Here is a 12421-nt window from a genome sequence, read left to right as displayed (position 1 = left end):
GCAGGGGTCGGCACTGACCGGGGCCGAGTCGATTCTGCTCCACGTCATTGCGAAACGCAACCGTTCCGTATCGTTACTTCGAGGGGTGCTTCAGTGCCTGTCATCGCCTGCGCCGGCGCAGGGCCACGATGCCGACGACGATCGAGGCGAGCAGGCCGGCGCCGATGACGAGTTGGCCGAGCGGGCTGGACAGGCCGGTGGGATCCATGGCGGCGAGTGTGCCCTCCGGGTCCGACAGTCGTCGGCCGGTCGCCTCAGTAGGGTGTTGGCGTGCGACTGACCGAACTCCGCGGATTGATGGCCGGCCATTTCGGACCGGCGCGGGCGTCCTCGGTCGCCGCGGATCACGTCTTCTCCGCGCTCGGGGGCCGGACGGTCGACCAGGCGGTCGACGCCGGCGAGGATCCCAAGGTCGTCTGGTTCGCCGTCTGTGACGACTTCGAGGTCCCCGAAGCCCTGCGGCACGGTTTGCCCGACTGACCCGGTCTGCCTCGCCTGTTCGGCGCCGGCCGTGCGGGTCCGGCCTCCGGGTGATCGTCCGGGCGTGTCCCGCGACACGCGGTGACGCAGCTTTGGCTCGAACAGGTGTACGTCTACAGTTGTCCCCATGCCCGAATCCCATCCACATTCCGGCCTGGTTCGGGGTGACTGTCGGAGCGGCCATCTAGCGTCGATCCCACAGGCAGACAGCAGCAGCCAACCAACGGAAACAACCAGCGAAAGGTACGGGGTGGGTTATGTCGGCACCGGATCGTGAGAAGGCGCTCGGCATCGCGCTGGCGCAGATCGAGAAGCAGTACGGCAAGGGCTCGATCATGCGGCTGGGCGACGAGGGCCGCGCACCCGTCGAGGTGATCCCGACCGGATCGATCGCCCTGGACGTGGCGCTGGGCATCGGCGGGTTGCCGCGGGGGCGGGTGATCGAGATCTACGGCCCGGAATCCTCCGGCAAGACGACGCTGACCCTGCACGCGGTGGCCAGCGTGCAGGCCAACGGCGGGATTGCCGCCTTCATCGACGCCGAGCACGCGCTGGATCCCGAGTACGCGCAGAAGCTGGGCGTGGACACCGATGCCTTGCTGGTGTCCCAGCCGGACACCGGTGAACAGGCGTTGGAGATCGCCGACATGCTGATCCGCTCGGGGGCCATCGACCTGGTGGTGGTCGACTCGGTGGCCGCGCTGGTGCCACGCGCGGAGATCGAGGGCGAGATGGGTGACAGCCACGTGGGTCTGCAGGCCCGGCTGATGTCTCAGGCGTTGCGCAAGATCGCCGGCGCGTTGAGCAGTACCAACACCACGATGATCTTCATCAACCAGTTGCGGGAGAAGATCGGTGTGATGTTCGGTTCGCCCGAAACGACCACCGGTGGCAAGGCGCTGAAGTTCTACGCCTCCGTGCGGCTGGACATCCGCCGGATCGAGGCGCTCAAGGACGGCACGGACGTGGTCGGCAACCGCACTCGGGTCAAGGTGGTCAAGAACAAGATGGCCCCGCCGTTCAAGCAGGCCGAGTTCGACATCATCTACGGCCGCGGCATCTCCCGAGAGGGTTCGCTCATCGACGTCGGCGTCGAGCAGGGGCTGGTCCGCAAGGCCGGTGCTTGGTACACCTACGACGGCGAGCAGCTCGGGCAGGGCAAGGAGAACGTGCGGACCTTCCTGCGGGACAACCCCGACATCGCCGACGAGATCGAAAAGCGGATCAAGGAGAAGCTCGGGGTCGGTGCGCGCATCGACCAGGACGAGGCCCTGCCCGCACCGGTCGACTTCTGATCGGTCGTCGGCGGCATGACGATCGACGAACCGGCCGGTCCATCGGCGGACCGGTCGGTGACGCTGGCCCAGCTGACCGAGCAGATGCAGCGGATCACCCACCCGGCGCCGGCGGCCCCTCCGATCGACCGGCGGGGGAGCGTCGGTTCGGTCTCCGAGGAGTCGCGGTCCGGCGCAGGCGCATCGGCCACCCGAAGAGCGCCGGGTCCCGGCGGCCGCACGCCCACGCCCGGGGCCACGGCGCCGGGGCATCCCGAGGACGATCCAGGGGACCCGGAGGCGGTGGCCCGGGCCATCTGCCTGCGACTGCTCGCTGCCGCGGCACGGCCCCGGGCCGGGCTGGCCGCAGCACTGGCCCGCAAGGGGATCCCGCCGGACGTCGCCGAGCGCGTGCTCGACCGGCTCACCGAGGTGGGACTCATCGACGACGAGGCCTACGCCCAGTCGTTCGTCGCCAGCCGGCACCGGCACGGGGCACTGGGCGCCGACGCTCTGCGCGATCAGCTCAGGCGTAAGGGTGTCGACCCGCAGACCGCGATGTCGGCGGTCGCCGTGGTCGACCGGGACGCCGAGTACGAACGCGCAAAGGCATTCCTGGAACGTCGGGTCGACTCGGCGATGGCCCACGGCGCCGACACCGCTCGGCGGAGATTGCTCGGGCTGCTGGCCCGCCGCGGTTACCCGGCCGACCTCGCCCACCGGGTCGTCCAGGAGGCGATGGCCGCGTACGGCGCCGAAACCGACGCCGGCTGGTCCTGAGATAGGCCCGCCATGAGCGGTCGCCGGACCCGCCGGCACGGGCCTGCCATCACCGGGCTGCCATTCCGGCCTGCCATTGCCGGCCCGCCATTGCCGGCCTCCGTCGCCGGCCTCCGTCGCCCGGCCTCCGTCGCCCGGCCTCCGTCGCCGGCCTGCCGTCGAGGTCGGTCGAGCCGGTGCCGAGGCTCGGCGACCGTGATCGGGCACCCGATCACGGTCGGTGTCAGGTCGCATCCGCACGGTCCCAGGTAGATCGGGTCAGCGGGGTCGTGCCCGGGCGAGCGGGTCGGCTTGACCCCCGGGACGGCGCTCCCTAACCTCGGACATAACAGGAGAGTCACCACCACGCGCACGCCTCGGCTGCGCGGTCGATAGCGGTGCAGTTGGCCGCACCCCGAACCGGCCCGGCCGGCACGTTGACGTGCCCGGGTCGACCCGAATGTGTCGATGCTCTGCATCGCGCAGCGACGAGTACGCGTTGTCGGCGACCCTCCTGCCGTCCATCGCGACGGGCATCCACGCCGGGTGCTCTGAGCGACGGTTCCGACGAGGGGAGGTCGTGACGTGTCCGATGCCCTTGTCGTCGTCCTGATCATTGCTGTGCTCGTCGCGGTCGGCGCCCTGCTCGTCGTCGTGCGGCGCAGGCCGTCGGTGGCTCCGGCGCCGGTGGACGAGGACGCGCTGCGCCGACTGCTGGACGAGGCGGTGAGCCGCGGCGTCGCCGACGCCAGGCCGGCCGAGCCCGATCTCGGGCGCTTCGCGTTGCTCAGCCACGAGGCGCAGGCCGCGGCCGAGGCGGCGGATGCGGTGCGCCGGACCGCGGCCGAGGCGGCCGAGGAGCTGTCGAATCGAACCCGGCGGGACTCCGAGCAGCTGCGGGCGGCCGCGCAGGCGGAAGCGGAGCGGACGATCGCCGCGGCGCGGTCGCAGGCGGCCGAACTGCGCGCCGGACTGGAGAACGAACGCGGGCGGATCGCCTCCGAGGCCACCGCCGCATTGGCGCAGGACCGTCGGGAGTTGCAGGAAGCCGAGCAGCGTTTAAGGGCAGCGAGTGATGCACTGTCCGAGGAGCAACGCGCCCTGGTGGCGGACCGGCGCCGGATCGGTGCCGAGGAGAGTGAGGTCGCCGCCGCGAAGAAGGCGCTGGAGGCCAAGGCGGCCGGGCTGGCCGACCGGGAGACCGAGCTTCGCGACCGGGCCGCCGCGCTCGACTCGCGGGAACGCGAACTGGCGGCGGCGAACGCCGCGCACAACGCCGAGCTCGTCCGGGTCTCCGGGCTGACCATCGAGGCCGCCCGCGCCGAGCTGCTGGCCGGCCAGGAGGAGGCGGTCCGGCGCGACGCCGCGATGATGATCCGTCGGGTCGAGTCCGAAGCCCAGACTCAGGCCAAGCAACGCGCCCGGGCCATCGTCGCCGAGGCGATCCAACGGGTCGCCTCGGATCAGACCGCCCAGACCGTCGTTTCCGTCGTGCACCTGCCGGCGGACGAGGTCAAGGGCCGCATCATCGGCCGCGAGGGTCGGAACATCCGCGCCTTCGAAACGGTGACCGGGGTCAACGTCATCATCGATGACACCCCCGAAGCGGTGCTGCTGTCGTGCTTCGATCCGGTCCGGCGGGAGATCGGTCGGATCACCCTGGAGATGCTGATCGAGGACGGGCGGATTCACCCGCACCGGATCGAGGAGGCGCACGAGCGCGCCCGCGACGAGGTCGAGCTGCTGTGCCAGCGGGCCGCCGAGGACGCATTGCTGGATGTGCGGATCACCGACGTGCATCCCGAGCTGGTCGCCCTGATCGGTCGGCTGAAGTACCGGACGTCCTACGGCCAGAACGTGCTGGGCCATCTGGTGGAGACCGCGCACATCGCCCGGGCGATGGCCGCCGAGCTGGGCATCGATCCGACCGTGGTCACCCGGGGCGCCTTCCTGCACGACATCGGCAAGGCCCTCACCCATGAGGTACCCGGCTCCCACGCGCTGATCGGCGCCGAGCTCGCGCGCAAGTACGGCGAGTCCGACGCGGTCGTGCATTGCATCGAGGCCCACCACGACGAGGTGCCACCCAGCACGGTGGAGGCCGTCCTCACCCAGGCCGCCGACGCCTGTTCGGGTGGTCGGCCCGGGGCTCGACGCGAATCCCTGGAGTCCTACGTGCAACGGCTGGAGCGCATCGAGGCGATCGCCGGGGCGAAGAAGGGCGTGGAGAAGGTGTTCGCCATGCAGGCCGGTCGCGAACTGCGGGTCATGGTCAAGCCCGACGTGGTCGACGACGTCGAGGCGCACATCCTGGCTCGCGAGGTGGCCAAGCAGATCGAGGAAGAGTTGACCTATCCGGGTCAGGTGCGGGTCACGGTGATCCGCGAGTCCCGGGCGACGGAGATTGCCCGATAGGGGCAGGGCTACCGCGCCCGGGTCCTGGGTGGTCCGGAACGGTTTAGAACCCGCTGCCCTGCGACCGGCCGGTCCCGGCGTCGGTCACGATCTCGATCTGCTGCCGGGCGGCCATCAGGTCGCTCTGGGCGGCCGGATCGATCCGCACCACCTTGCCGCCACCGCGGCGGGTGCGCAGCTTGCGCTCCAGCCAGTGCGAGAAGGCGCCCAGCGCCAGGTTGATCAGGATGTAGATGATCGCGACGACGACGTAGGTGGGTAGCAGGTTGCCGTAGTTGCTGGCCGAGGTATTGGCCGCGCGGCGCAGCTCCACGTACCCGACGAGGATGCCGCCGAGGGCGGTGTCCTTGACGATGACCACCAGCTGGCTGACCACCGCCGGCAGCATCGAGGTGATCGCCTGCGGCAGCAGGATCAGAGTCATCAGCTGGGTCTTGCGCAGGCCCAGGGCGTACGCGGCCTCGGACTGACCTTTGGGTACGGCCAGGATGCCGGCCCGGAACACCTCGGCCAGCACCGAGCCGTTGTACAGGACCAGGCCGATGACCACGGCGGCGAACGGGCTGGACGTGCCGAGCACGGCAAACCAGAGCTGGAAGGCGAACAGCATCAGGATGATGACCGGGATGGACCGGAAGAACTCCACGACCACGCCGGCCACCCAGCGCAGCCAGGTGTGGTCGGACATCCGGGCGATGCCGAAGATCGCGCCGATGGGCAGCGCGATCACCACGCTCAGCGCCGCGGCCTCCAGCGTCGCCCACAGGCCCGGGAGCAGGTAGGTGGTCCAGTTCTGGACCTCCAGGAACGGCGACCACTTCTCGGCGGTCAGCTGGTTCTTGTCGATCAGGACGCTGATGACCCACCAGGCCAGGGCGACCAGCACGATCCCGAAGACCACGCTCAGCACCAGGTTGAGTCGCCGCGCCTTCGGGCCGGGGATGTCGTAGAGGACGGTCGCGCGCTCACTCATCGCTTCACCTGGTATTTGCTGGCGAGGCCGCCGAAGATCAGGCCGGTGGGCAACGTCAACACGATGAACCCTGCGGCGATGACGAGGAAGACGGCGGTGAACTTGTCCGCCTCATTCTCCAGCAAGGTGTTCATCAGCAGGGCGGCCTCCGCCACCCCGATGGCCGAAGCCACTGTGGTGTTCTTGGTCAGGGCGATCAGCACCGAGCCCAGCGGCGCGATCACCGCGCGGATCGCCTGGGGCAGCACCACGATGCCGAGCACCTGGGTGAACTTCAGGCCGATGGCGCGGGCGGCCTCGGCCTGCCCGGGCGGCACGGTGTTGATGCCCGACCGGATCGCCTCACAGACGAAGGTCGAGGTGTAGATGATGAAGCCCAGGACCGCCAGGCGGAAGTTCTGCGAGTTCAGGAAGGCCTGCGGATTGACGCCGGCCTCGCGGACGGCCAGCCGCAGGCCGAGCTGGTTGGCCACCACCTGGGACATCATGATGATGATCAGGGTCAGCGGGATGTTGCGGACGACGTTGACGAATCCGCCGGCGAACGACCGCATCAGCGGCACCGGGCTGACCCGCATGGCGGCGAGGATCACGCCGAGGATGAACGACCCGATCGCCGACCAGAAGGTCAGTTGCACCGTCATCCAGAACGCGCCGAGGATGTCGTACCGGGGGTCGGTCAGGAAGCTGAAATCCACGTTCACCCCTCGGGGGTCGGGCGGGCTGCGGCACACATCAGTTCGGACGGCCCCCGGGTCGATCCCCGGGGGCCGTCGCGCGAATCAGCTGCTGGGGGTCGGTGGGGCCGGGATGGTGAATCCCGACGGACCGACGGTGTCCTCCAGTGCCTGCTTCCACGACCCGTCGGCGATCATCGCGGCGATGGCCGCGTTGATCGACTCCGTGCCGGCGGTATCGCCCTTCTTCAGACCGATGCCGTAGTTCTCGGTCGAAAAGCCCTTGCCGACGAGCTTGAGCTCACCCGGGTACTGGGCGGCGTAGCCGGCCAGGATGACGTTATCGGTGGTGACCGCGTCCACCGCCCCCGAGCGGAGCGCCTCGACGCATTCGGTGTACGTGCCGTACTCCTGCAGCGCCACGTCCGCGGCGTAGTTGTCCTTGACCTTCTGGGCCGATGTGGACCCGGTCACCGAGCAGAGGATCTTGCCGGCCATCGCCTCCGGTCCGGTGATGTCGGTGTTGTCCGACTTGACCAGCAGGTCCTGGGCGGCCACGAAGTACGGACCCGCGAAGTTGACCTTCTCCTTGCGGGCATCGGTGATCGAGTAGGTGGCGACGATGTAATCGACCTCTCCGCGGTCGATCAAACCCTCGCGTTCGGCCGACTTGGACTCGACGAACGTGATGCCACCCTCGGGCACGCCCAGCTTGCCGGCGACGTACTTGGCTACCTCGACGTCGAAACCGCTGAACGAGCCGTCCGGGTTCTTCAGTCCCAGCCCGGGTTGGTCGAACTTGATGCCGACGGTCACCTTGCCCTCGCCGGCGTTGGTCAGGACCTGCGAGTCGCCGGTGGCCCCGGCCACCGCGCTGCTGGCCCCCGCGGCGGCGGAGGACATCGCACTCTCGGCCCCCGACATGGCGCTGCCGGCGGCCGAGGTCGCGGACGCCGCCGCGCTGGCCGCCGCGCTGGTCGCCGACGTGGTGGAACCGCTGCTGCAGCCGGTGACGACGAGGGCCAGCGCGGCTGCGCCAGCGATCGCCGATCCGATTCTGCGGAGTTTCATGCGGTGCTTCCTTCCGGTGATACTCGGCGCCGGGGCGGTCCCGGGCCGCTGGGTTGAGCCGGGTGGGTCGCTCAGTGGGTGAGGATCTTGCTGAGGAAGTCCTTGGCCCGGTTGGACTTGGGACTGGTGAAGAACTGGTCCGGCTTGGCGTCCTCGACGATCTCGCCGTCGGCCATGAACAGCACCCGGTCGCCGGCCTTGCGGGCGAAGCCCATCTCGTGGGTGACGACCACCATCGTCATGCCCTCCTTGGCCAGCGAGGTCATCACGTCCAGCACCTCGTTGACCATCTCCGGGTCCAGGGCGCTGGTCGGCTCGTCGAACAGCATCACCTTGGGCTGCATCGCCAGGGCCCGCGCGATCGCGACCCGCTGCTGCTGTCCGCCGGAGAGTTGGGCGGGCAGTTTGTCCTTCTGCGTCTCGACCCCGACCCGGCGCAGCAGGGACAGGGCCAGCTCCTCGGCCTTGCCCTTGTTCATCTTGCGGACCTTGATCGGCCCCAGCGTGACGTTCTGCAGGATCGTCTTGTGGGCGAACAGGTTGAACGACTGGAACACCATGCCGACATCGGAGCGGAGCTGGGCCAGCGCCTTGCCCTCTTCCGGCAGCGAGGTGCCGTCGATCTCGATGTGGCCGGAATCGATGGACTCCAGCCGGTTGATCGTCCGGCACAGGGTCGACTTGCCGCTCCCGGACGGTCCGATGACGATCACCACCTGGCCGGCGGGGACCTCCAACTGAATGTTCTTGAGCACGTGCAACGACCCGAAATGCTTTTCGACGTCGCGCATCGAGATCATCGACTGTCCCGTGCCCGTCGGTGTCGGGTCAGCGCCCACATATCCTCCCCGGTCGGTGCGGTGTGGCTCACATGTCGTTCGAGACTGTCACACACAGCGGTCACATGTGCGCCGCATGGACCAGCTGTCATCGAACCTTTACGCAATCGGTGACTTTTGTCCCGGCTGACCGGGGGCTGTGGTGACGGTGCGCTGCCGGTTCCCTGCCGGCGCCGGACATCGTTGCCGTCCACGCCAACTACCCTGAAGGTCGTGACCGCCGCAGTAGCCGAGCCGACCGACGTGGGACGGACCTATCAGGTCCGCACGTTCGGTTGCCAGATGAACGTGCACGACTCCGAGCGACTGTCCGGCCTGCTGGAGCAGGCCGGGTACCGGGCGGCCGGCGACGGTGACCCGGCCGACGTCGTGGTGTTCAACACCTGCGCGGTCCGGGAGAACGCGGACAACAAGCTGTACGGCAACCTCGGCCATCTGGCGTCGGTCAAGGCCCGGCACCCGGGCATGCAGATCGCCGTCGGCGGCTGTCTGGCGCAGAAGGACCGCGGCGAGATCGTGCGGCGGGCCCCGTGGGTTGACGTGGTGTTCGGCACCCACAACGTCGGTTCGTTGCCGATCCTGCTGGAACGGGCCCGGCACAACGCCCAGGCCGAGGTGGAAATCCTGGACGCGCTCGAGGTCTTCCCGTCGTCGCTGCCGGCGAAGCGGGACTCGCACTCGTCCGGGTGGGTGTCGATCTCCGTCGGCTGCAACAACACCTGCACGTTCTGCATCGTGCCCTCGCTCCGCGGCCGGGAGGCCGACCGGCGGCCCGGCGACGTGCTGGCCGAGGTGCAGATGCTCGTCGACGATGGGGTCCTCGAGGTCACCCTGCTGGGACAGAACGTCAACTCCTACGGCGTGCAGTTCGGCGACCGGCAGGCGTTCGGCAAACTGCTGCGGGCCTGCGGTGGCATCGAGGGTCTCGAGCGGGTCCGGTTCACCTCGCCGCACCCCAAGGACTTCACCCCGGATGTCATCGACGCGATGGCGCAGACCCCGAACGTGTGCCATCAGCTGCACATGCCGCTGCAATCGGGATCGGACCGGGTGCTCAAGGCGATGCGCCGCTCGTACCGGTCGGCGCGGTATCTGGCGATCCTGGCCGACGTGCGGGCCGCGATGCCGGATGCGGCGATCACCACCGACATCATCGTCGGCTTCCCGGGTGAGACCGAGGACGATTTCGAGCAGACGCTGGACGTCGCGCGGACCGCCCGGTTCGCCGGTGCGTTCACGTTCCAGTACTCACCCCGCCCGGGGACTCCGGCCGCCACCCTGCCCGATCAGGTGCCACCCGACGTCGTGGCCGATCGGTTCGCCCGGCTGACGGAGGTCGTCACCGCGTCGACCCTGGCCGAGAACCAGGCCCTGGTAGGCCGGCCGGTCGAGGTGCTGGTCTCGGCGGGGGAGGGCCGGAAGGACGCCCGGAGCGGCCGGCTCACCGGTCGCGGCCGGGACGGGCGGCTGGTGCACTTCGCGCCCCAGCCCGCGGGCGACGGCGGCAGGGTCGACCGGTCGATCCGGCCCGGTGACGTGATCACCACCGTGGTGACCCACGCGGCGCCCCACCACCTCGTCGCCGACGATGGAGTGCTGACTCACCGCCGCACCCGGGCCGGCGACCGCTCCGAGGAGGGCACCGCGCTGCTGACGCCGGGAGTGGGCCTCGGGATGCCCGCGGTGGGTGCCCCCGCTCGCCGGCCCGAGCCGGTCGCCGCCTGCGGCTGATCCGGTCCGGCCGGCGCTGTCGGACCCGGTCCCTCGGTCGGGCCCGATCGCAGGACCGTTCCTGCCGCGCCGCCCGGCACGGTGTCGACCGCGCGGTCCGCACCGGTGATGAAGAGCAGCTCCGCGCCCGAGTGCGGCACGGCCAGGCGCGCCGACCGGCTGGGTGAGATCCGCACCAGCAGGCGAAGTTGGCAGCTGATGTGGATCTCCCACACCCCGAGACGGTCGATCGACCGGTGGACGAGCCGGTCGCACATCCGGGCATCTCGCGGTCGGGCACCGACGGTTCGCGGTGCTGCGCACGGCCATCCGCCCACCGACGGCGTGCTGCCGTCGGTCGGTGGGCGGTCCGGGGGTGGGCGGCTCGCTACCGCTCGACTGCGCTCTGAGCCGTCCGGAGCCATTCCTCCCACTGCTTGGCCTGGGCCTCGGCCTGCTTCGCCTTGCGTTCGTCGCCGGACGCCCTGGCCTTGTCCGCCTGGGCCTGGAACGACTCGACCCGTGCTCGGAACTGCGCCACCCGGGCCTCGGTCTCCGGGTCGGTGCGCCGCCAGTGGCGATCCTCGGCGGCCTTGAGCCGGTCCTCGATCGTCTTCAGTCGCTGATCGAGCTCACGGATCCGTTCCCGGGGCACCTTCCCGGCGGCCTCCCACCGCTCATGGATGGCGCGCATCTTGGCCTTGGCCTGCTCCAGGCCGGCCGCCGGATCGATCTTTTCCGCCTCGGCGATGAGCTGTTCCTTCTTCGCCGCGTTCGCCGAGAATTCGGCGTCCCGCTCGGAGAACACCTTGTTCCGGCGCGAGAAGAACTTCTCCTGGGCGGCCCGGAATCGTCCCCACAGCGCGTCCTCGACGTCCCGGGGTGCGCGACCGGTGGCCTTCCATTCGTCCATCAGCGTCCGGTACTTCGACGCGGTCTCACCCCATTCGTTGGACTCGGACAGCGCCTCGGCCCGCTTGATGAGTTCTTCCTTGGCCTCTTTCGCCGCACCTCGCTGCTTGTCCAGTTCGGCGAAGTGCGAACCGCGGCGACGGGTGAACGTGTCCCGCGCCTTCGCGAAGCGCTTCCACAGGGCATCGTCGGTCTTGCGGTCGATCCCGCGGATCGTCCGCCACTCCTCGACGATGGACTTCAGGCGGTCACCGGTGGATTTCCACTGCGTCGACTCGGCCAGGGCCTCCGCCTCAACGCACAGGTCCTCCTTGGCCTTGATCGCGGCGTTGCGAGCGGCGATCCGGGCGGTCGAGGCGCCGGCGATAGCCGCGTCGGCCACCCCGATGACAATCTCCAACCGAACCGCGGCGCTGTCCAGGTCGCCGATCGCGGCCAACGATTCGACCTGGTCGCGCAGGGCGATCGCCTGGGCCTTGGTGGCCTTCGGGTCGCCGGTTCCGGACGCCAGCCGCGCCTCCAGCAGCGCGATCTCGGTGTTGAAGTCATCGAACTTGCGTCCGAAGTGGACCAGGCCGGCCTCGGCGTCGCCGGCCTGCCAGTTGCCGATCGCCCGTTCGCCGGCGGCGGTGCGGACGTAGACGACGCCGTCGGCGTCGATCCGACCCCACTCATGCGGGTCGACGTTCTCCACCACGGGCTCGACGACGGCCGAATGCGGGGGAGCGTGGGTCGGCGTGGCCGGCACCGGGCTCGGTCGACCGCCGCCGGGGCGACCGCCCGGCCGCGCGCCAGGCCGACCCGACCGCCCGTCCCGGGGCCGGGAGCCGGACCGCGGACTCGCCGCCGCCGGCTGCTCGCCGCGTTCCGGCGCGGTGGTCTGCACCGGCGCTGCGGGGTCCTCGGGCGCGGCGCCGGCGGCTGTCCCGGCGTTCGGAGCTGTCTCGGCCGGCGGCACTGTTTCGGCCTCGGGCACTGTTTCGGCCTCGGGCACTTTCTCGGCACCGGGCACTTTCTCGGCACCCGGCACTGTCTCGGCGTCCGGTGCTGTCACGCCGGGCGGCACCGTCGCGACGGATGACGCGGTTACGCCGGAAGGCGGGCCTTGGTCGGGCGAATGCGCCTCGTCGGGCGACTGTGCTTCGGCGGCCGTCGGGGCGTCGCCGGAAGACGGGCCCTCAGCCGCGGTCGGCTCGACGGCTTCGACCGGGTCGGTCGTCGGGCGGTGGGGCGGCACGGCGGGCATCTGGGCCGGAGGTGCCGCGGGGGCGACGGTCGGAATGGCGACCGGCGGGGTGGCGGGTGCCACCG

10 protein-coding genes are annotated in these 12421 nt (G+C 70.0%); 5 read left to right on the top strand and 5 right to left on the bottom strand.

All coding sequences use genetic code 11. The features are described from left to right. Window positions 1–270 precede the first annotated feature (270 nt). The 4 genes from ACILSK_RS07535 (at window position 271) to rny (ending at window position 4928) form a co-directional block, all read left to right on the top strand. Window positions 271–480, top strand: coding sequence for a DUF3046 domain-containing protein (locus tag ACILSK_RS07535; RefSeq protein WP_395726527.1), 210 nt, complete (start codon window positions 271–273; stop codon window positions 478–480). 257 nt (window positions 481–737) lie between these two features. Further along, window positions 738–1775: a recombinase RecA gene (gene recA / locus ACILSK_RS07530; protein WP_395726526.1), complete on the top strand. Its 1038-nt coding sequence runs from the start codon at window positions 738–740 to the stop codon at window positions 1773–1775. Window positions 1776–1790: 15 nt separating this feature from the next. Beyond that, a complete protein-coding gene (locus ACILSK_RS07525; protein WP_395726525.1) occupies window positions 1791–2534 on the top strand; it encodes a regulatory protein RecX in 744 nt (247 codons plus the stop codon). A 564-nt stretch (window positions 2535–3098) separates the two neighbouring features. Then, window positions 3099–4928: a ribonuclease Y gene (rny, locus tag ACILSK_RS07520; protein ID WP_407077047.1), complete on the top strand. Its 1830-nt coding sequence runs from the start codon at window positions 3099–3101 to the stop codon at window positions 4926–4928. Between the two features lie 43 nt (window positions 4929–4971). On the opposite strand, the gene ACILSK_RS07515 is transcribed toward rny, so the two are convergent. The 4 genes from ACILSK_RS07515 to ACILSK_RS07500 all read right to left on the bottom strand — a co-directional run bounded on the left by ACILSK_RS07515 (window position 4972) and on the right by ACILSK_RS07500 (window position 8449). After that, window positions 4972–5901, bottom strand: coding sequence for an amino acid ABC transporter permease (locus ACILSK_RS07515; protein WP_395726524.1), 930 nt, complete (start codon window positions 5899–5901; stop codon window positions 4972–4974). Next, complete coding sequence (locus ACILSK_RS07510) at window positions 5898–6605, bottom strand: amino acid ABC transporter permease (RefSeq protein ID WP_395726523.1); 708 nt, start codon at window positions 6603–6605, stop codon at window positions 5898–5900. Before ACILSK_RS07510 ends, ACILSK_RS07515 begins: the two co-directional genes overlap by 4 nt. A 78-nt stretch (window positions 6606–6683) precedes the next feature. Further along, window positions 6684–7502: a glutamate ABC transporter substrate-binding protein gene (locus tag ACILSK_RS07505; RefSeq protein WP_395726678.1), complete on the bottom strand. Its 819-nt coding sequence runs from the start codon at window positions 7500–7502 to the stop codon at window positions 6684–6686. Between the two features lie 218 nt (window positions 7503–7720). Then, window positions 7721–8449 carry an amino acid ABC transporter ATP-binding protein gene (locus ACILSK_RS07500; protein WP_395726522.1) on the bottom strand — a complete coding sequence of 243 codons (729 nt, stop codon included), beginning with the start codon at window positions 8447–8449 and terminating at the stop codon, window positions 7721–7723. A 243-nt stretch (window positions 8450–8692) separates the two neighbouring features. Here ACILSK_RS07500 and miaB point away from each other — a divergent pair, with 243 nt between their 5' ends. Continuing rightward, the gene (gene miaB / locus ACILSK_RS07495) at window positions 8693–10219 is read left to right on the top strand and encodes a tRNA (N6-isopentenyl adenosine(37)-C2)-methylthiotransferase MiaB (protein ID WP_395726677.1); all 1527 of its coding nucleotides are present in this window, start codon (window positions 8693–8695) and stop codon (window positions 10217–10219) included. Window positions 10220–10586: 367 nt separating this feature from the next. Here the strand turns inward: miaB and ACILSK_RS07490 are convergent, their stop codons facing one another. Further along, entirely contained in the window at window positions 10587–11858 is a 1272-nt protein-coding gene (locus ACILSK_RS07490) for a DUF349 domain-containing protein (protein ID WP_395726521.1), read from the bottom strand. Window positions 11859–12421 lie beyond the last annotated feature (563 nt).

It is taken from the genome of Nakamurella sp. (assembly GCF_044224575.1).
Classification (GTDB): domain Bacteria; phylum Actinomycetota; class Actinomycetes; order Mycobacteriales; family Nakamurellaceae; genus Nakamurella.
The sequence above is the reverse complement of the archived record's forward strand: the minus strand, read 5'-3'. Positions and strand labels throughout refer to the sequence as shown.

Coding starts and splice junctions, on each gene's coding strand:
- ACILSK_RS07515 (WP_395726524.1), bottom strand. CDS start 5,901: ATGAGTGAGCGCGCGACCGTCCTCTACGACATCCCCGGCCCGAAGGCG.
- recA (WP_395726526.1), top strand. CDS start 738: ATGTCGGCACCGGATCGTGAGAAGGCGCTCGGCATCGCGCTGGCGCAG.
- ACILSK_RS07525 (WP_395726525.1), top strand. CDS start 1,791: ATGACGATCGACGAACCGGCCGGTCCATCGGCGGACCGGTCGGTGACG.
- ACILSK_RS07500 (WP_395726522.1), bottom strand. CDS start 8,449: ATGATCTCGATGCGCGACGTCGAAAAGCATTTCGGGTCGTTGCACGTG.
- ACILSK_RS07505 (WP_395726678.1), bottom strand. CDS start 7,502: ATGTCGGGGGCCGAGAGTGCGATGTCCTCCGCCGCCGCGGGGGCCAGC.